This window comes from Dickeya parazeae Ech586, assembly GCF_000025065.1.
GTDB lineage: Bacteria > Pseudomonadota > Gammaproteobacteria > Enterobacterales > Enterobacteriaceae > Dickeya > Dickeya zeae.
Genome location: NC_013592.1, coordinates 1 through 20,345 on the forward strand (window position 1 = coordinate 1; position 20,345 = coordinate 20,345).

General features: G+C 56.4%; 15 protein-coding genes. 8 read left to right on the forward strand and 7 right to left on the reverse strand.

From position 1 onward, the window contains the following. Nucleotides 1–269: 269 nt before the first annotated feature. The 4 genes from dnaA (at nucleotide 270) to gyrB (ending at nucleotide 6,418) form a co-directional block, all read left to right on the forward strand. Nucleotides 270–1,658, forward strand: a complete 1,389-nt coding sequence (dnaA, locus tag DD586_RS00005) for a chromosomal replication initiator protein DnaA (protein WP_012882753.1) — start codon at nucleotides 270–272, stop codon at nucleotides 1,656–1,658. A 4-nt stretch (nucleotides 1,659–1,662) separates the two neighbouring features. Next, nucleotides 1,663–2,763, forward strand: coding sequence for a DNA polymerase III subunit beta (dnaN, locus tag DD586_RS00010; RefSeq protein ID WP_012882754.1), 1,101 nt, complete (start codon nucleotides 1,663–1,665; stop codon nucleotides 2,761–2,763). 140 nt (nucleotides 2,764–2,903) lie between these two features. Next, a complete protein-coding gene (recF, locus tag DD586_RS00015; RefSeq protein WP_012882755.1) occupies nucleotides 2,904–3,989 on the forward strand; it encodes a DNA replication/repair protein RecF in 1,086 nt (361 codons plus the stop codon). Between the two features lie 17 nt (nucleotides 3,990–4,006). After that, nucleotides 4,007–6,418, forward strand: a complete 2,412-nt coding sequence (gene gyrB / locus DD586_RS00020) for a DNA topoisomerase (ATP-hydrolyzing) subunit B (RefSeq protein WP_012882756.1) — start codon at nucleotides 4,007–4,009, stop codon at nucleotides 6,416–6,418. A 76-nt stretch (nucleotides 6,419–6,494) separates the two neighbouring features. Here the strand turns inward: gyrB and DD586_RS00025 are convergent, their stop codons facing one another. From DD586_RS00025 to DD586_RS00040, 4 genes are all read right to left on the reverse strand, one after another. Then, nucleotides 6,495–7,679, reverse strand: coding sequence for an MFS transporter (locus DD586_RS00025; RefSeq protein WP_012882757.1), 1,185 nt, complete (start codon nucleotides 7,677–7,679; stop codon nucleotides 6,495–6,497). 189 nt (nucleotides 7,680–7,868) lie between these two features. Beyond that, entirely contained in the window at nucleotides 7,869–8,621 is a 753-nt protein-coding gene (rsmJ, locus tag DD586_RS00030) for a 16S rRNA (guanine(1516)-N(2))-methyltransferase RsmJ (protein ID WP_012882758.1), read from the reverse strand. Beyond that, complete coding sequence (gene prlC, locus DD586_RS00035) at nucleotides 8,618–10,660, reverse strand: oligopeptidase A (protein WP_012882759.1); 2,043 nt, start codon at nucleotides 10,658–10,660, stop codon at nucleotides 8,618–8,620. Before prlC ends, rsmJ begins: the two co-directional genes overlap by 4 nt. Nucleotides 10,661–10,784: 124 nt before the next feature. Further along, nucleotides 10,785–11,069 carry a DUF2623 family protein gene (locus DD586_RS00040; protein WP_012767792.1) on the reverse strand — a complete coding sequence of 95 codons (285 nt, stop codon included), beginning with the start codon at nucleotides 11,067–11,069 and terminating at the stop codon, nucleotides 10,785–10,787. A 188-nt stretch (nucleotides 11,070–11,257) separates the two neighbouring features. Between DD586_RS00040 and DD586_RS00045 the strand changes: the two genes are divergently transcribed. Further along, nucleotides 11,258–12,100 (forward strand): 23S rRNA (adenine(2030)-N(6))-methyltransferase RlmJ, encoded by an 843-nt coding sequence (locus DD586_RS00045; protein ID WP_012882760.1) that lies wholly within the window; start codon nucleotides 11,258–11,260, stop codon nucleotides 12,098–12,100. A 35-nt stretch (nucleotides 12,101–12,135) separates the two neighbouring features. Here the strand turns inward: DD586_RS00045 and rnz are convergent, their stop codons facing one another. Beyond that, complete coding sequence (gene rnz / locus DD586_RS00050; protein WP_012882761.1) at nucleotides 12,136–13,050, reverse strand: ribonuclease Z; 915 nt, start codon at nucleotides 13,048–13,050, stop codon at nucleotides 12,136–12,138. 10 nt (nucleotides 13,051–13,060) lie between these two features. Beyond that, nucleotides 13,061–14,650, reverse strand: a complete 1,590-nt coding sequence (gene rtcR / locus DD586_RS00055) for an RNA repair transcriptional activator RtcR (protein WP_012882762.1) — start codon at nucleotides 14,648–14,650, stop codon at nucleotides 13,061–13,063. A 231-nt stretch (nucleotides 14,651–14,881) separates the two neighbouring features. On the opposite strand from rtcR, the gene DD586_RS00060 reads away from it, so the two are divergent. The 3 genes from DD586_RS00060 to gorA all read left to right on the forward strand — a co-directional run bounded on the left by DD586_RS00060 (nucleotide 14,882) and on the right by gorA (nucleotide 18,822). Next, entirely contained in the window at nucleotides 14,882–15,796 is a 915-nt protein-coding gene (locus tag DD586_RS00060; RefSeq protein ID WP_012882763.1) for an SPFH domain-containing protein, read from the forward strand. A 67-nt stretch (nucleotides 15,797–15,863) separates the two neighbouring features. Then, entirely contained in the window at nucleotides 15,864–17,087 is a 1,224-nt protein-coding gene (locus DD586_RS00065) for an RtcB family protein (protein ID WP_012882764.1), read from the forward strand. A gap of 382 nt (nucleotides 17,088–17,469) precedes the next feature. Further along, complete coding sequence (gorA, locus tag DD586_RS00070) at nucleotides 17,470–18,822, forward strand: glutathione-disulfide reductase (RefSeq protein WP_012882765.1); 1,353 nt, start codon at nucleotides 17,470–17,472, stop codon at nucleotides 18,820–18,822. A 75-nt stretch (nucleotides 18,823–18,897) separates the two neighbouring features. On the opposite strand, the gene DD586_RS00075 is transcribed toward gorA, so the two are convergent. After that, complete coding sequence (locus DD586_RS00075; RefSeq protein WP_012882766.1) at nucleotides 18,898–20,319, reverse strand: DASS family sodium-coupled anion symporter; 1,422 nt, start codon at nucleotides 20,317–20,319, stop codon at nucleotides 18,898–18,900. Nucleotides 20,320–20,345: the final 26 nt, after the last annotated feature.

Sequence of the window (20,345 nt, forward strand, 5' to 3'; positions counted from 1 at the left end):
AAGCGGAATTTGACACAGACTATAAGAAGAGCCTGTGGATAAAAAGGATCGAAACTGTGTAGAAAGGGGAGATCTCTTTCGTGGTTTAGGTTATGATCCGCCGTCCCGCTAGCGATCTCTGGATCGGGATCGTCACGGTAAAGCCGCCTTATGCGCGGCGCACCCCGGCGTAGTCGTGTCCATGCGCAGCCGGGTGCCTGAAAAATCATGAGTTACATAACTAACGTCTGTTCCTTTTCTTGATTGACCTTGTTCGAGTGGAGTCCGCCGTGTCACTTTCGCTTTGGCAGCAGTGTCTTGCCCGTTTGCAGGATGAGTTACCTGCCACAGAATTCAGTATGTGGATACGCCCGTTGCAGGCGGAACTGAGTGACAACACTCTGGCGCTTTACGCCCCGAATCGCTTTGTGCTGGATTGGGTGCGCGATAAATACATCAATAATATCAATGGACTGTTGAATGATTTCTGCGGCATGGATGCGCCGTTGCTACGTTTTGAAGTCGGCAGTAAGCCGGCAACGCCAGTTGTCGCCCCAGTCGGCAACCATAATGCTACCGTAGCCGCTCCTCAGACGCGTGTGGCGTCACCGGTGCGCCCGAGTTGGGAAACCCCGTCGGCACCGGCTGAACACACCTATCGTTCCAACGTGAACCCCAAGCACACCTTCGACAATTTCGTGGAAGGTAAATCCAACCAGTTGGCCCGCGCGGCGGCGCGTCAGGTGGCGGATAACCCGGGTGGTGCGTATAACCCACTGTTTTTGTACGGCGGTACCGGTCTGGGTAAAACCCATCTGCTGCATGCGGTAGGTAATGGCATCATAGCCCGCAAGCCGAATGCCAAGGTGGTGTACATGCATTCCGAGCGTTTCGTGCAGGATATGGTTAAAGCGTTGCAGAATAATGCCATCGAAGAATTCAAACGCTATTACCGCTCTGTGGACGCGCTGCTGATCGATGACATTCAGTTTTTTGCCAATAAAGAGCGCTCGCAGGAAGAATTTTTCCACACATTTAATGCGTTGCTGGAAGGCAATCAACAGATCATCCTGACGTCGGATCGTTATCCCAAAGAGATCAACGGCGTGGAAGATCGCCTCAAGTCCCGCTTCGGCTGGGGGTTGACCGTGGCTATTGAACCGCCGGAGCTGGAAACCCGTGTGGCGATCCTGATGAAGAAAGCGGACGAGAATGATATCCGTCTGCCCGGTGAAGTGGCGTTTTTTATCGCCAAACGCCTGCGTTCTAATGTGCGTGAACTGGAAGGTGCACTGAATCGTGTCATCGCCAACGCCAATTTTACCGGTCGCTCGATCACCATCGATTTTGTACGCGAGGCGCTGCGCGACCTGCTGGCGTTGCAGGAAAAACTGGTCACCATCGACAATATTCAGAAGACGGTGGCGGAGTACTATAAGATTAAAGTGGCCGACCTGTTGTCTAAACGGCGTTCACGTTCGGTGGCCCGCCCGCGTCAGATGGCGATGGCGCTGGCCAAGGAACTGACCAACCATAGCCTGCCGGAGATCGGCGACGCGTTCGGTGGCCGTGACCATACTACTGTGCTGCATGCCTGCCGCAAAATAGAGCAGCTGCGGGAAGAAAGTCACGACATCAAAGAAGATTTTTCCAATTTAATCCGAACCTTATCGTCATAACATCATGAAATTTATCGTTGAGCGTGAGCATCTGTTAAAACCGTTGCAACAGGTCAGCAGCCCGCTGGGCGGGCGACCGACGTTGCCGATTCTGGGCAACCTGTTGTTGCAGGTCAGCGAAGGCCGGTTATCGTTGACCGGTACCGATCTGGAAATGGAGATGGTGGCGCATCTGGCGCTGACGCAGCCCCATGAACCGGGCGCTACCACCGTACCGGCGCGCAAGTTATTCGATATTTGCCGTGGCCTGCCGGATGGGGCGGAGATTTCCGTCACGCTGGAAGGCGATCGGATGTTGGTGCGTTCCGGGCGTAGCCGTTTCTCGTTGTCCACACTGCCAGCGGCGGATTTCCCCAACCTGGACGACTGGCAGAGCGAGGTGGAGTTTACCTTGCCGCAGGCGACGCTGAAACGCCTGATTGAAGCCACTCAGTTCTCGATGGCGCATCAGGATGTCCGTTACTACCTCAACGGTATGTTGTTTGAAACCGGCGGCGAGGAGTTGCGTACTGTTGCCACCGATGGTCACCGTCTGGCGGTTTGCGCCATGCCGGTCGGTCAGTCTCTGCCGTCGCATTCGGTCATCGTGCCGCGTAAAGGCGTGATGGAACTGGTGCGCCTGCTGGATGGCGGCGACACGCCGTTACAGTTACAGATTGGCAGCAATAATATTCGCGCCCATGTCGGCGATTTTATCTTTACCTCCAAGCTGGTGGATGGCCGCTTCCCGGATTATCGCCGCGTGTTGCCGAAAAACCCGGACAAAACGCTGGAAGCCAGTTGCGATCTACTGCGTCAGGCGTTTTCCCGTGCGGCCATTCTGTCGAACGAGAAATTCCGTGGTGTACGCTTGTACCTCAACCAGAACCAGTTGCGCATCACCGCCAATAACCCGGAACAGGAAGAGGCGGAAGAAATTCTGGATGTGGAATACGGTGGTACGGAGATGGAAATCGGCTTTAACGTCAGCTACGTGCTGGATGTGCTCAATGCGCTGAAGTGCGAAGAGGTGCGCATGTTGCTGACCGATTCGGTATCCAGCGTCCAGCTTGAGGATGCAGCCAGCCAGGCGGCGGCTTACGTGGTCATGCCGATGCGTCTGTAAATTATCTGTGCGTCTGCCTACCGCCACACGCCGCGCCATTGGGTGCGGCGTGTTGTTATCGGCGTTGTGGTGGGTTTTGTTATCGGTAAGGGCGCGACACGGTCTGGTATGGGCAACAAATCTGGCAAAATGGTTGTGATATGGCGCTGACCCGTCTTCTTATTCGCGATTTCCGCAATATCGAATCGGCCGATCTGGCACTGATTCCTGGCTTTAATTTTCTGGTGGGTGCTAACGGCAGCGGCAAGACCAGCGTACTGGAAGCCATTTACACACTGGGGCATGGCCGGGCGTTTCGCAGCATTCAGGCCGCGAGGGTGATTCGTCATGAGCAGGCGGAATTCATTTTGCATGGCCGCATTGAAGGGCTGGAGCGTGAGCGCGCTGTCGGGTTGAGCAAAAACCGCGACGGCGACAGCACGGTGCGTATCGACGGCAGCGACGGCCACAAAGTGGCTGAGCTGGCGCAACTGCTGCCTATCCAACTGATCACCCCGGAAGGTTTCACCCTGCTTAACGGCGGCCCTAAATACCGCCGCGCGTTTCTGGACTGGGGCTGTTTTCACAACGAACCTGGTTTTTTCAGCGCCTGGAGTAATCTGAAAAGGCTGTTGCGCCAGCGTAACGCCGCTTTGCGTCAGGTCAGCCACTACGGGCAACTGCGTGCCTGGGATCGGGAACTGGTGCCGTTAGCTGAGGGTATCAGCCGGTGGCGCGCCGAGTACAGCGCCGCTATCGCTGCGGATATCGCGTCCACCTGCGCCCAGTTTTTGCCGGAGTTTTCCTTAAGTTTTTCTTTTCAGCGCGGCTGGGATAAAGAGAGTGATTATGCCGACCTGCTGGAGCGCCATTTCGAGCGCGACAGGCAGTTGGGCTACACCGCGCTGGGGCCGCACAAGGCCGATTTTCGTATCCGCGCCGGCGGCGTGGCGGTGGAGGATATGCTATCCCGCGGCCAGCTCAAGCTGCTGATGTGCGCGCTTCGGCTGGCTCAGGGCGAGTTCCTGACCCGGCAAAACGGACTGAAGTGCCTGTACCTGATCGACGACTTCGCCTCCGAGCTGGACAGCACCCGCCGTCGGCTGTTGGCCGAGCGGCTGAAGGCGACGCAGGCGCAGGTGTTCGTCAGCGCCATCACCGCTGAGCAGATTAGCGACATGGTGGGCGAAAATGGCAAGATGTTCCGCGTGGAACAGGGTAAAATAACCGTTCAATCACAGGACTAAATGAGCGAGAAACGTTGATGTCGAATTCTTATGACTCCTCAAGTATCAAGGTATTAAAAGGGCTGGATGCGGTCCGTAAACGCCCGGGGATGTATATCGGTGATACGGATGACGGAACCGGTCTGCATCACATGGTATTCGAGGTGGTGGACAACGCTATCGACGAAGCGCTCGCAGGCTATTGTAAAGATATTGTCGTTACTATTCATGCGGATAACTCGGTATCGGTGCAGGATGACGGCCGTGGTATTCCCACCGGCATCCACGAAGAAGAGGGCGTATCCGCCGCCGAAGTGATCATGACCGTGCTGCATGCTGGCGGTAAGTTCGACGACAACTCCTACAAGGTATCCGGCGGTCTGCACGGGGTGGGGGTATCGGTCGTGAACGCCCTGTCCGAGAAGCTGGAACTGGTTATTCGCCGTGAAGGCAAACTTCATCGTCAGGAATATAAACATGGCGAACCGCAGGCGCCGCTGGGCGTGATCGGCGACGCTGACGCCACCGGCACCACGGTGCGTTTCTGGCCGAGTCTGGAAACTTTCACCAATGTGGTCGAATTTGAATACGACATTCTGGCTAAGCGCCTGCGCGAGTTGTCGTTCCTCAACTCCGGCGTATCGATTCGTCTGCGTGACGAGCGCGAAGCAAACAAAGCCGACCATTTCCACTACGAAGGCGGCATCAAGGCGTTTGTTGAATATCTGAACCGCAACAAGACGCCGATTCACCCGCAGGTGTTCTATTTCAGCGCCGAAAAAGACGACATCGGCGTGGAAATCGCGATGCAATGGAACGATGGTTTCCAGGAAAATATCTACTGCTTTACCAACAACATTCCGCAGCGTGACGGCGGTACCCATCTGGCGGGCTTCCGCGCCGCCATGACCCGTACGCTGAATAACTACATGGACAAGGAAGGCTACAGCAAGAAAGCCAAAGTCAGCGCCACCGGCGATGACGCGCGCGAAGGGCTGATTGCGGTGGTATCGGTGAAGGTGCCGGACCCGAAATTCTCTTCCCAGACCAAAGATAAGCTGGTGTCTTCAGAGGTGAAATCGGCGGTGGAATCGCTGATGAACGACCGTCTGGTGGACTACCTGATGGAAAACCCCAACGACGCTAAAATCGTGGTCGGTAAGATCATCGACGCCGCCCGCGCCCGTGAAGCTGCGCGCAAAGCGCGTGAGATGACCCGCCGCAAAGGCGCGCTGGATCTGGCCGGCCTGCCGGGCAAGCTGGCAGATTGTCAGGAGCGCGACCCGGCACTGTCCGAACTGTACCTGGTGGAGGGTGATTCCGCGGGCGGTTCCGCCAAGCAGGGCCGCAACCGTAAGAATCAGGCCATTCTGCCGTTGAAAGGTAAGATTCTGAACGTGGAAAAAGCGCGTTTCGACAAGATGCTGTCTTCGCAGGAAGTGGCGACGCTAATCACCGCGCTGGGTTGCGGTATCGGTCGCGACGAGTACAACCCGGACAAACTGCGTTACCACAACATCATCATCATGACCGATGCCGACGTCGACGGTTCTCATATTCGTACTCTGTTGCTGACCTTCTTCTATCGCCAGATGCCGGAAATCGTCGAACGTGGCCATGTGTTCATCGCCCAGCCGCCGTTGTACAAGGTGAAGAAAGGCAAACAGGAACAGTACATCAAAGACGACGAGGCGATGGATCAGTACCAGATCGCGCTGGCACTGGATGGGGCCACGCTGCACACCAACGCCCATGCGCCGGCACTGGCCGGTGAGCCGCTGGAGAAACTGGTGGCCGGGCACTACGGCGTACAGAAGCTGATCGATCGTATGGAGCGTCGTTACCCGCGTGCGCTGCTTAATGCATTGATTTATCAACCGTCTCTGACGGAAGCGATGCTGAACTCGCAGGCAGAGGCTCAGTCGTGGATGGAAGCACTGATTCAGTACCTCAGTGAAAAAGAACAGCACGGCAGCACGTACAGCTTCATCCTGCGTCATGTCAATGAGCGCCACGAGCCGGTATTACGTATACGCACTCACGGCGTAGACACCGACTATGCGCTGGACCTGATGTTTGCTCAGGGCAATGAATACCGCAAAATCAACCAGTTGGGTGAGAAACTGCGTGGTTTGATCGAAGACGGCGCGTTTGTTGAGCGTGGCGAGCGTAAACAGCCGGTCGCCAGCTTCGAGCAGGCGCTGGACTGGCTGGTGAAAGAGTCGCGCCGTGGTCTGGCGATTCAGCGCTATAAAGGTCTGGGTGAGATGAACCCGGAACAGCTGTGGGAAACCACTATGGACCCGGAAAGCCGCCGTATGCTGCGCGTGACGGTAAAAGACGCCATCGCCGCCGACGAGCTGTTTACCACTCTGATGGGGGACGCCGTTGAACCGCGCCGCGCCTTTATCGAAGAAAACGCCCTGAAAGCGGCGAATATTGATATTTGATCGGTATTTTTCTGATTTAGGGCTCACAGAAACCCGCGTTCGACGCGGGTTTCTGCTTTTTAAATCCTGATATATTTTATGCGGTTAGCGCCTGCTGCCGGTTGCTGTACCACTCCTGCGCCAACGCCATCACGGCGGTAATCACCATAAAGATAACCGCCGACCAGAAAATGGCGGAGGGATGCCCCTGATCCAACAACCAGCCAAACACCACCGGGCCGCCGGCACCACCGATATTAAAGCCGGTGGTGACCACGCCGAAGACCCGCCCTTCAGCGCCTGCTGGCGACGCGTTACGCACCAGCATATCCCGCGATGGGGCGATAATGCCGGAGAGAAAGCCGGCCACACCCAGAATCAGCGTGGTTGCCAGCGACGGCAGGGTAGATATCGCCACAATCGCGACCAGCACCGCCGTGACCACCAGCGAACCGGTGGCGACCAGCCCGTGATGCCGGGTTTTATCCGCCAGTGAGCCGCCCGCCAGCACGCCGAAGGCGCTGGTAAACAAAAACGCCGTCAGCGCCAGGTTGGCTTCGGTCAACGGCATGCCGTAACCGTTCACCAGCGCGGTCACCGAGAAGTTTTGAATCGAGTTGGTGCTCAGGTTGAGCAGCATAAACAGCACCAGCAGCGACAGGATGGGCAGGGTAAATACCGCCACCTTTGGCGCAGCGGCTTTCTTGTCGTGCGTGGCGGCGGCAGGCAATGCCTCTTGTTTGCCGAGCAACATCGGTACGGTCAGCAGTCCGAGCAGGCCGGATAAGATCAGCGCGAACTCGATGCTGGTGAAGGCGGCGGCCGTCAGCAGTATCGCCGGTGCGACGGCGGTGCCGAGAAAACCGGAAAAAGTATGCACCGAAAAGGCACGGCCCATGCGATTTTCGGCAATGCCGCGTGACAACAGGGCGTAGTCCGACGGGTGATATACCGCGTTGGCAAGCCCAGCCAGCGCCATGGCCGTCAGCATCCAACTGTAGCTGGTAAAGAAGCCGAGCGACAGAAAACACAGGCTACCTAGCGTCAGCCCGGCTATCAGCGTACGGCGTGGGCCGATGCGGTCAACCGCAAAGCCGATCGGCGTTTGCACCAGTGCCGAAACCACGTTGAATACGCCGAGTGCCACCCCGATTTCCACGTAACTGATGCCACGTTGTGCGGAGATGAGCGGCATCAACGCCGGTAGCACCATCATGTGAAAATGGCTCACCCAGTGAGCGGCGGAGACTTGTGCCAGCAGTGATAACTTATTTATTTTCATCATTATTTTAATAGATTAGCTGCGCGGGCGCGCAAGAGCGGATTCAGCAATAAGGTTAACATATCGCCATAGCAGTTAGCCGTCTATCTTTTGCGGGCACGATCTTAACCGAGCGGCGGGGGAATTGAGGGGCGATGGCGGAAACAGGATCTGACTGCTGCTGGTAAAGCCTGCAGTCAGAACAGCGGATTATTGTGGCATCGGCAGGTAAAAATCGAACCGGTGGCTTTTGGTTTCCAGCGCCGACTGGGCCGGTATGCCCGCCAGCGGCGGCGCGTAATCCGGGCGTTTGACCACGACCCGTTTTTTTGCCAGACGGCGGGCCGGTTCCAGCAAGGCGTCAGCGTCGTTGTCAGCACCCACCAGCGACTGAAACACCCGCATCTCCTTTTTCACCAGCGCGCTTTTCTGGCGGTGGGGAAACATCGGATCAAGGTAGACCACGTCCGGCGGTGGGGTAATGGCAGATAACGCAGCAATGCTGGAGGCGTGTAGTAGCGTCAGGCGCTGTTGCAGCCAATCACCGATCTCCGGGTCCTGATAGCCGCGTTGCAGGCCGTTGTCCAGCAACGCCGCCACTACCGGGTGGCGCTCCACCATCCGTACCCGGCAACCAAGTGCGGCCAGCACGAAGGCGTCACGACCGAGGCCGGCGGTGGCGTCCACCACATCCGGCAAATAGTCCTTTTTGATGCCGACCGCTTTGGCGACCGCTTCACCGCGCCCACCGCCGAAGCGGCGGCGATGCGCCATTGCGCCGGAAACGAAATCCACACAGATGGCGCCGAGCTTCGGCTCATCGCATTTGCGCAGTTCCAGCCGCTCGGGGGTGAGTACCAACGCCAGCATGGCGTCGGCGTCGTTTTCCAGCCCCCAGCGTTGGGCCAGTACCGCCAGCGCCTCGGGGTCGGCGCTGGCTTCGGTCAGTAACGCAATTTTCATCCCTGAATGCCGTAGTGTTTCAGCATCGCATCCAGTTGGGGTTCACGGCCACGGAAGCGTTTGAACAGTTCCATCGGTGCTTCAGAGCCGCCGCGGGACAGGATGTTTTCCAGGAATGACTGGCCGGTGTCGCGGTTGAAGATGCCTTCTTCTTCAAAACGGGAGAACGCGTCTGCCGCCAGCACATCGGCCCACAGGTAGCTGTAGTACCCGGCGGCGTAACCACCGGCGAAGATGTGGCTGAATGAGTGCGGGAAGCGGTTCCATTCCGGGCTTTTCACTACGGAAACCTGCGCTTTTATCTCCGCCAGCGTTTCCAGCACACGTGCGCCGGTAGCCGGGTTGTAACCGGAGTGCAGCCGGAAATCGAACAGGCCGAACTCCAACTGACGCAGGATGAACAGCGCTGCCTGATAGTTTTTCGCCGCCAGCATCTTGTCCAGCATGTCTTGCGGCAGCGGTTCGCCGGTTTCGTAGTGACCGGAAATGAACGCCAGCGCATCCGGCTCCCAGCACCAGTTTTCCATAAACTGACTCGGCAGTTCGACCGCATCCCACGGCACGCCGTTGATGCCGGAAACCCCGGCGGTGTCGATACGGGTCAGCATGTGGTGCAACCCGTGGCCGAATTCGTGGAACAGCGTGGTGACTTCATCGTGGGTAAACAGCGCGGGTTTGCCGTTAACCGGGCGGTTGAAGTTACAGGTCAGGTATGCCACCGGTTTTTGCAGCTCGCCGTTGGCTTTGCGCAGACGGCCGACGCAATCGTCCATCCAGGCACCGCCGCGTTTGTGTTCGCGGGCGTACAGATCAAGGTAGAAGCTCCCCAGCAGTTCGCCGCTTTCGTCAAACAGGTCGAAGAAACGCACTTCCGGATGCCAGACGTCAACGCCCTGACGCTCTTTGGCGGTGATGCCGTAAATACGTTTTACAACTTCGAACAACCCTTCCAGCACGCGCGGTTCGGGGAAGTACGGGCGTAGCTGTTCGTCGCTGATGGAATACAGGTGTTGTTTTTGCTGTTCGGCGTAGTAGGTAATGTCCCACGGGTTCAGTTCATCGACGCCAAACTGTGCTTTGGCGAAGGCGCGCAGTTGCGCCAGTTCCTGCTCTCCTTGCGGGCGAGCGCGTTTAGCCAGATCGGTCAGAAAATCCAGCACCTGCTGCGGGTTTTCCGCCATTTTGGTGGCCAGCGATTTGTCGGCGAAGCTCGCGAAGCCTAGCAGTTGCGCCAGTTCATGACGCAGCGCCAGCGTTTCGGCCATCACCTCGCCGTTATCCCACTTACCGGCGTTCGGGCCCTGTTCTGACGCACGGGTCACATAGGCGCGGTACATCTCTTCACGCAGCGCCTGATTGGCGCAGTATGTCATCACCGGCAGGTAGCTTGGGATATCCAGCGTCAGCAACCAGCCCTGTTGTTCCTTCGCCTCCGCCAGGGCTTTGGCCGCGGCCAGCGCGCTTTCCGGCAGACCTTCCAGCTCACTGACGTCGGTTATCAGTTTGGTCCAGCCCATGGTGGCGTCCAGCACGTTGTTGCTGAACTGCGAACCCAGTTCAGACAAGCGGGAAGCGATGTCGCCGTAGCGTTTTTGCTGTTCCGGCGGCAATGCAATCCCGGACAGTTCGAAGTCGCGCAGGGCGTTATCCACCGCTTTTTTCTGCGCGATGCTCAGGTTTGTGTAGTGCTCGCCGTCACGCAGCTCGCGGTAGGCGCGGTACAACCCGGCATGTTGGCCCACCCAGGTGCCGTATTCAGACAGCAGCGGCAGGCATTGTTCATAGGCGCTACGCAATTCCGGACTGTTTTTAACCGAATTCAGGTGGCTGATTGGGGAGAAAATTCGCCCCAGCCTGTCATCACTTTCCGCCAGCGGCTGACACAGGTTATCCCAGGTGAACGGCCCCGGCTGCGCCACCACACGTTCGACCGTCTGGCGACAATCGTTCAGTGCGGCTTGTACGGCGGGGAGGATGTGTTCAATCTGGATCTGGGAGAACGGCGGCAGAGTATAGGAGGAAAGCAATGGATTGGTCATGGCACAGTCCTGAATCTATTAATGATGACTTAACATGAGGGGTAATGAGGGGAAAATCAATGGCAGGGGGCACAACAGGCGAAGGCCGACGGTGAAAAGCGATGATCAGCGGTGATTCTGACGTTCAGGATGGTTGATCGTAACCGGCGTAAAACCACGCTATCAGCGACGGGTTGCTGACGTCGGAAAAGAACTCCGCCACGATATCGCGCATCAGCCCGTAACGGCGGCATAATTGCCCGGCTTCAAATGCGGCCTGTTGCCTTCCCCGCAGTGACGCGCGCTGGTGTGCGTAACCGCAGACGTAGCCGCGGCGGTAATCGTCGCAGTAATGACGGATGTCGCTCATCGATTGCGGCGTACTGGCGTGTAGCCCCGCCAGGATACCGTCGCCAAAGTGGTTTTTCATAAGCGTCGTTTCCGAATATTCGATGTATAAATTATTATATAACGAAAAAGGTCGGTTATTGTACTATTCCATGAGAGACAACGTCCGTGGTGGATTGCGGCGATTGTTGGGGTATTTTGCGGCGCTAACCGTTTATACTATGGCGATTAGCGGCAAACGCGCCCTCATTGACCGGAAATCCATTCGTTATGCTGAGTTATCGCCACAGTTTTCATGCCGGCAATCATGCCGACGTGCTGAAGCACACTGTCCAGAGCCTGATCATTAACGCGCTGAAAGAGAAGGACAAACCGTTCCTGTATCTGGATACGCATTCCGGCGCGGGTCGTTATCAGTTACAGAGCGAACACGCCGAGCGCACCGGTGAATACCTCGACGGCATTGGCCGCATCTGGCAGCGGGACGATATTCCGGCGGAGCTGGAACCGTATATGCAGGTGGTGCGCTCCTATAATTCCGGCGACAAGCTGCGTTATTACCCCGGTTCGCCGCTGATTGCCCGTCAGTTGTTGCGCGATCAGGACAAAATGCATCTGACCGAGCTGCACCCCAGTGATTTTCCGTTGTTGCGTCAGGAGTTTCTGCGTGACGACCGGGCGCGGGTGGTGCGTGAAGACGGCTACCAGCAGTTGAAGGCGCAGTTGCCGCCGCTGTCGCGTCGCGGATTGATTCTGATCGACCCGCCCTATGAACTGAAAACCGATTATCAGGCGGTGGTGAAAGGCATTCAGGAAGGGTATCGCCGCTTTGCCACCGGCGTGTATGCGCTGTGGTATCCGGTGGTGCTGCGTCAGCACATCAAACGTCTGCTGAAAGATCTGGAAGACACCGGCATTCGCCGTATTCTGCAAATTGAACTGGCGGTGCTGCCGGACAGCGATCGCCACGGTATGACCGCCTCCGGCATGATTGTCATCAACCCGCCGTGGAAACTGGAATCCCAGATGAAAAGCGTGCTGCCGTGGCTGCATCAGGCGCTGGTGCCGGCTGGCACCGGCCACGCGTTGGTTGAGTGGGTGGTGCCGGAGTAAGCGTGCGGCTTAACTGAGCGAGGCGCTGCCCGTCGTTATACCCGAAAGGTAGCCAAATCGGTGGCGACTTCGGTTGCCGGAAACAGCGTCTGACATTCCTGACGCAGCCGTTCCAGATCTTCCCGGCCATAGCGGGCGCTGAAGTGGGTGATGATCAACCGCTTCGCGCCAGCGTCTCGTGCGGTGGCGGCGGTTTGCAGGGTGGTGGAGTGCCCGCGTTCGTTGGCGCGCTCCGCCATTGCCCCTTCCACCGTGGCTTCATGCACCATGACGTCGACCCCCGCAGCCAGCTTGAGTGCTTCCGGCGTTGGGCGGGTATCGCCGAAAATCGCCAGCGATTTGCCCGGCAAGCCAGGGCCGAGGTAATCCCAGCCGTTGAGTACCCGCCCGTCATCGAGGGTGACTGTTTCCCCGCGTTTTAACTGCTGGAAATAAGCACCGGGTTTGACGCCCTGCGCCGCCAGTTTTTCCACATCCAGCGCGCCCGGTTTGGGGAGCTCCTCAATGCGGTATCCCACGCAATACAGGGTGTGCGACAGTTCATGCGCGGTCACCCTAAATTGATGATCCTCAAACACGGTGCCGGGAACGATTTCCACCACTTCCAGCGGATAGGTCAGCCAGGAGCCGCTCAGCGTCAGCGCGGTTTCGACGAAGGTTTTCAGCCCGGTCGGGCCGTAGAGCGTCAGCGGTGTTTCGACGCCGGCCATGGAGCGTGAACACAGTAAACCGGGCAGCCCGAACAGATGGTCACCGTGCAGATGGGTGATGAAAATCTTCTCCAGCTTGCCGGGTTTGATTGGGGTGCGCAAAATCTGGTGCTGAGTGCCTTCACCACAGTCAAACAGCCAGAACGCCGGGCGAATACCGTGCAAGTCGAGCGCGATGCCGGTGACGTTACGCTCTTTAGTGGGCACACCCGCGTTGGTGCCGAGAAAAATCAGTTCCATGTGACTCCCTTTATATCGATGCGGTGTTTTTCACGTCATCCCAGCTCAACCCAAAGCGAGCCAGATACTTACGTAGCCTGTCGGCGTCGTTGGGCTGTTTTTTTTGTCGGCGCGAAACGGCAAATAGTGTACGTCCGGCTTCCGACAAGCTGTGGGCTTGTCGGCATACCTCTAACACTCGCTCAAGCTGGCACTGCTCGAAGATATCCAGCTCACCGAGGTGGGCCGGCAATATCGTATTGGCGGTTGTGCTGCGCCATTGCTGTTTAAGACGTTGAATTTCTTCATCTACCAGCGCGGTATTAATGCGCCCTTGCTCGGATAGCGTCGCCATACGGTGTACGCTGGCACCCAGCTCGCGAAAGTTGCCCCGCCAACTGGCGTGCTCCGAACAGGCAAAGGCCAGAAAACGCTGGCGCGCTTCTTTATCGAACCGCACCTGGATTTGTTGCTGTTGGGCAAAACGGTGTAACTCGAAGTCCAGATTAGGTTCGATATCTTCACAACGTTGCGCCAGACCCGGTAGCGGAAAAGTCCACATATTGATGCGAGCGTACAGGTCTTCACGAAAATACCCGGCCTCCACCCAATGCGGCATATCCCGGTGAGTGCCGGCAATCAACTGAAAATCGCTGCTGACTTCTTTATCGGAACCAAACGGCAGAAAGCGTTTTTCTTCTATCGCTTTCAGCAGCATCGCCTGTTCGTCCGGCCCCAACTCACCGATTTCATCAAGAAACAGGATTCCACCGTCGGCTTCCCGCAACAGCCCTGCCCGTGATTGTTGTGCCCCGGTGAATGCGCCGCGAACGTGACCAAACAACGTCGACATCGCGTTATCGCCGCGCAGTGTGGCGCAATTGACGGCGACAAACTTTCCATTGACCTGATGGCGCGATGCCTTGAGCTGATAAATACGGTTGGCCAGAAAAGATTTGCCTGCGCCGGTGGGGCCGGTTAACAAAATGGGCGCGGAAGAACGCAGGGCAACCCGTTCAATTTGGTCGATGATGCGGTTAAACGTTGCATTACGGGTGGCGATACCCGCTTTCAGAAATGAGACGGATGCTTGTTGTTCCCGCAGGAATCGGCTGGTAATGGCGGTGTAACGGCTAAGATCGAGGTCAATAACGGTGTACTGCCCGGCGGGAGACGGTGTTGCGTCGTCATGGTCCGACGGGCTGGTTTGCAGCAGCCGGGCCGGCAGGTATCGCGCTTCCGTCAGCAGGAACCAGCAAATCTGTACCACATGCGTGCCGGTCGTAATATGTACCAGATATTCTTCGTTTTCCGTATCGAACGGGTAGTGCGCCGCGAAGTCGAGAAACGTGGTGTAGACCTCTTCGAAGTCCCAGGGGTCGGTCAGTTCAACCTCATGCAGATTCACCGTGGTGGCAGGCGATATCTGGCTTATATCTTCCTGAACCTGTTGTGCCAGCCCGAAACTGCGTGGCTGATAGAGCAATTCCAGTCGGTCAATCGGCAGATCCGGCTGCTGGCAGGCGGCGATGGTCGGCCGCCATCGATTCCAGCGATTTTGCCGTTTCCCGCGTTTATCCAACGCCGTGCCCAGCACGCCGATCATCACTCTGCGCTTCATGCTTATCCTTTTTTATAAGTCCTTATCTTTTCGGATATTACTTTACCGGGTTAATGATTAACAGGATAGAAGGGTTTTGAATAAAATCATTATAAATCATTGTCTTAAATTTATATTGTCAAATAAGAAAAGACTGGCACGGTTTTGGCAAAAATACCGGGGCTATACACAGGGAGGGAAGCATACCCGGTTACGGCTGGGGGAGCCGGTGATGTTGTTCCCGGATATTTTATGAAAGGGATTAAAAAGAAGATGTTCAAGAAAATAACAATAAGAAAAGGGCAACTCGGTTTACTCAGCCAAAACGGCAACGTGCGGCGAGTCCTGGAAACGGGTGCTCATATCGTATTGGGTTGGCCACGGAAACGGACGGTGGCGTTCATCGAGCAGGATGGTTCCAGGGTTGAAACCGCGCTTGCCGAACATCTACGTCGGTTTCATCCGGAGTGGGTTGCGCGCTACTGCCTGCCGGCGGATATGGCGGATGATGAAATTGGCTTGCGCTATGACCGCGAACACCTGTGTGAGATTTTGCCGCCGGGGACACGGCGTTTGTACTGGCGTCGGGATGAACGGCAGGCTATCGAGCGTATTTCCGTCAATGAGACTCAGGTGCCGGCAAGGCTGTTGCCGGCATTCATGCAGCCCGACTTACGTGGGCAGGTGGTCGCCGGTGATGCCGGCGTATTGGTCGCTGCGGTACCGACATGGCATGTTGGGATTTTGCATCTTAATGGGCAGCCTTCGGTACTGTTGCCGCCGGGTAATCATGGCTACTGGCGTTTCAATCGTAGTGTGAGTGTGACGATGGTGGACACGCGCTTACAGGCGCTGGATGTTGAAGATATCGAGGTGCTGACGGCAGATCGGATCAGCGTGCGTCTGACGTTATTGGCGAACTGGCGCTACAGCGATGTTCTGGCCGCGTTTACGCAGTTGGCGCAACCAGAAGCGCATCTATGCCGGGCTTTACAGGTTGTGCTGCGGGATGTGGTGGGAAGGCATACTTTTGATGAACTGCTGACCCGGAAACATACCGTTGGGGCGCAGGTCAGTGAGCAACTGGAGCAGCAATTGACGGGTTACGGAATAGCGCTGGTTTCGCTGGCCGTGATGGACACCGAAGGCTATAACGCCGCCTGGTAACCGGCACGGCGTTAACGTTAAATAAAAATAACTATTTGAATTAAAAATAAATTAAGGGATTTGCACCATGCATAACGATTATCAGGTGCTGGATGCGCCGCATGGCGTACCGGTAAAAATGTGGACGCACGGTGTTCCGGTCGAGCCTGAGGCCCGCGAACAATTACTGAATACGGCGAAGATGCCGTTTATTTTCAGTCATCTGGCGGTGATGCCGGATGTCCATCTCGGCAAGGGGTCTACGATCGGCAGTGTGATACCCACTCGCGGCGCCATTATTCCGGCCGCGGTGGGGGTGGATATCGGTTGCGGCATGATGGCGGTACGAACTTCGCTGGTTGCCGCCGATTTACCGGACACTCTGTTGGGTATTCGCAACGCCATTGAGCAGGCGGTTCCTCATGGGCGTAGCGTGAATCGTGGTGGACGGGATAAAGGTGCATGGCATCAACCGCCGCCGCGCGTTGATGCCCACTGGCGGCAACTGGATGCCGGGTTCAAACGTATTACCGAACACTATCCGTCGTTGCTGAAAACCAACAATTACCACCACCTGGGTACGCTCGGAACCGGTAACCATTTTATCGAATTGTGTCTCGATGAAGCGGATCGGGTGTGGGTGATGCTGCACAGCGGTTCCCGTGGTATCGGCAATGCCATCGGCAATGTGTTTATCACGTTGGCGCAGCAAGACATGCGGCAGCATATTGCGAATCTACCGGACCGTAATTTGGCGTATTTCGCCGAAGGTAGCCGTCATTTCGATGACTATATGCATGCGGTTGGCTGGGCACAGGGTTATGCGCGCCATAATCGCGAGGTGATGATGGAACAGGTGCTGCAGGCATTGGCACAGGTGGTTCCCAAGCCGTTTACCGCCCGGCAGGCGGCGGTGGATTGCCACCACAATTATGTACAACAGGAAACACATTTTGGCGAGCCGGTGCTGGTCACGCGTAAGGGCGCGGTATCGGCCCACCGTGGGCAGATGGGGATTATTCCCGGCTCGATGGGAGCAAAAAGTTTCATTGTGCGTGGTTTGGGCAATCAAGAGAGCTTTTGTTCCTGTAGCCATGGCGCCGGGCGCACCATGAGCCGAACGGCGGCAAAAAAGCAGTTTACGGTTGAAGACCACGTTCGGGCGACAGCCCACGTCGAATGTCGAAAGGACCATGACGTGATTGATGAAATTCCCATGGCGTACAAAGACATTGATGCCGTGATGGCGGCGCAGGCGTCGCTGGTCGAGATTGTTCACACGCTGCGGCAGGTGGTGTGTGTAAAAGGATAATGAGAGAAAAATATGGAAGATGAATCTGGTGTGAGTGCGCGAACGGCACGTACTGGATGCGACGCTGGCGGGCATGGACCAGACGTTGAACCGGTTGCTGTTTGACACGGTGATGGGGGGATGATTGACCTGTAAAGCCGACGATAGCCGGTTTTACCTATCGCACCGATTTTCAAAACCGTTGCGAACCGCTACGCATTTCTTCATACAATCCCGCTTTCTGTCTTTGCCGGATACCGATTGCTGGCGTTACACTTTTCGCCGGCGTAACGTTTTGCGCCCAGCCAGAGCATGAACTGTAAGGCGCCCGTCGCAGAGATGGCGGCGGGTACGGCCTATTTACTTTTATCGAACGTTTATCGAAAGCAAGCGTGGAGCCCTGATGACCAGACATTATGACTATCTCGCCATTGGTGGCGGCAGCGGCGGTATTGCCTCCATCAACCGTGCGGCCATGTACGGCAAGAAATGTGCGCTGATTGAAGCCAAACATCTGGGCGGCACCTGCGTCAACGTCGGGTGCGTGCCGAAGAAAGTGATGTGGCATGCGGCGCAGATCGCCGAAGCCATTCACCACTACGGGCCGGATTATGGCTTTGATGTCACCGTCAATCAGTTCAATTGGGATACGTTGCTGAAAAACCGCAGCGCTTACATCGACCGTATCCACCAGTCCTACAATAATGTGCTGGGGAAAAATCAGGTCGATGTGATTCAGGGCTTTGCCCGTTTTGTGGATGCGAAAACCGTGGAAGTGAACGGTGAGCGCATCACCGCCGACCATATTCTGATCGCCACCGGCGGCCGCCCGACGCGCCCGGACATTCCCGGTGCGGAATACGGCATTGATTCCGATGGCTTCTTTGAGCTGACCGCGCTGCCGCCGAGGGTTGCCGTCGTGGGCGCCGGTTACATCGCGGTGGAAATCGCCGGCGTGTTGAATGCGCTCGGCTCTGACGTTCACCTGTTCGTGCGCAAACACGCGCCGCTGCGCCAGTTCGACCCGCTGATTGTGGAAACGTTGGTGGAAGTGATGACCACCGAAGGCCCGGCGCTGCATACTGAGTCCATCCCGAAAGCGGTGGTGAAAAATGCCGACGGTAGCCTGACGCTGCAACTGGAAAGCGGGCATGAACACACCGTGGATTGCCTGATCTGGGCGATTGGTCGTGAACCGGCGAACGATAAGGTAAACCTGGAAGCGGCAGGTGTCGTACTGAACAACAAGGGCTACATCGTGGTGGATAAATTCCAGAACACCACTGTGCCGGGTATCTACGCGGTGGGTGACAATACCGGTGCCGTTGAGCTGACGCCGGTCGCCGTGGCGGCGGGTCGCCGTTTGTCTGAGCGCTTGTTTAACAACAAGCCGGACGAGCATCTGGATTACAGCAATATCCCGACTGTCGTATTCAGCCACCCGCCGATCGGCACTATCGGATTAACCGAACCGCAGGCGCGTGAGCAGTACGGCGACGATCAGGTGAAAGTCTACAAATCTGCCTTTACGGCTATGTATACCGCAGTGACGCAGCATCGTCAGCCATGCCGGATGAAACTGGTGTGTGTGGGGCCGGAAGAGAAAATTGTCGGCGTGCACGGTATTGGCTTCGGGATGGATGAAATCCTGCAAGGCTTCGCGGTGGCGGTGAAGATGGGCGCGACCAAACAAGACTTCGATAACACCGTAGCGATTCACCCAACGGCAGCGGAAGAGTTTGTGACTATGCGTTAATGCCAAAGCCGTGATGTACCCACATCATGGTGACCACAGGGTGAGGACATTATTCCTCACCCTGATTCAGTCAAGTCAGTAATACCCCAGTAGATTCCACCACATCAGCCCGACGGCAAAGGTCACGATGACATTGACCGTTACCACGCATAAATTGATTTTGTAAAACCGCGGCCGTTCAAAATAGCCTTGAGCGAAATAAATCGGCCCCGGCCCGCCGCCGTATTCGGTATTTCCCCACATCAGGTTGCTGAAAATGCCAAAGCATATTGCCACCATCACCGGAGGTGCGCCGGCAGCAATCGCGGTGGCGGCAAAAGGTGCGTACAGCGCGGCGACATGGCCGGTCGCGGTAGCGAACAGGTAATGGACGTAAATATAGAGCAGCCCAAGTAAGATAAACGTGCCCATCGCGCCGAAGCCGTGAATGGCACCGCCCATTTTAATCGTCATCCATTTGATGAAGCCCAAATCGGACAAACCGCCAGCCAGGCTAATGATTACGCTAAACCAAATGACGGTATCCCAGGCAGCGTGGTCTTTGAGCAGGGCTTTCCAGTCAACTGCGTGTGATGCAAACAGATAGGCGGCAAGGCCCAGCCCAACGGCAGTGGCTGATAGTCCGGTAATCAGGCTGGTTCCCCAACCAATCAGCGCCAGCAGAAATCCCAGCGCGACTTTTTTCTCGGCGTGCGTCATCGTTCCCAGTTCAGCGAGTGCCTGTTTCCCCATTTGTCTGGCTTCCGGGGTGCGCTTGAGTGCGGGGTTTAGCAACTTGTAGACCAGCAGCGGCATCAGGCAGAAACACACCATGGCTGGTACTACAGCAGCGATAAACCAACTTCCCCAAGTGATTTCGACGTTCAGCGAGGATTTCGCCAGGCTGCCAACCAGCGGATTCGCCGCCATCCCCGTCAGAAAAATGGCACCGGTTATCGGGGTGAACTGGAAACAAACCATGATCAGGAAATCACCGATTTTTTTCCCTGACTCACCCGGTGTGGAACCCAAGACTTCGTTGATGGAGCGCACGATGGGGAAAATAATGCCTCCAGAGCGTGCGGTGACCGACGGCATGGCCGGTGCCATAATCAGGTCGGAAACCCCTAATGAATAGGCAATGCCCAAGCTACTGCCACCGAATAACGACAGCATTTTATAGGCGATTCTTTTGCCAAGACCGGAGGTGACGAATCCCAGAGACAGAATATACGCGCAGAAGATTAACCAAACGGTTCCACTGGAAAAGCCTGCCAGCGCTTTCGCTTCTGGCAGCGTCTGCGTAAAAATAACGACACATAGCGCAATAATCATGACCGCGCCGGAGGGCAGCGGCTGGGTTAATATGGCGGCGATAGTGGCGAGAAAAATGGCAAACATATGCCATGCCTGCGGTGTTAATCCTTCGGGCACAGGGGAAAACCAGATTATGGTTCCCAATAATAGGGGAACCATAAAGGCGATAATTGATTTTCCCTTAGATGAATCAGATGACATGATCATCTCCTCAATCTTACGGGTTA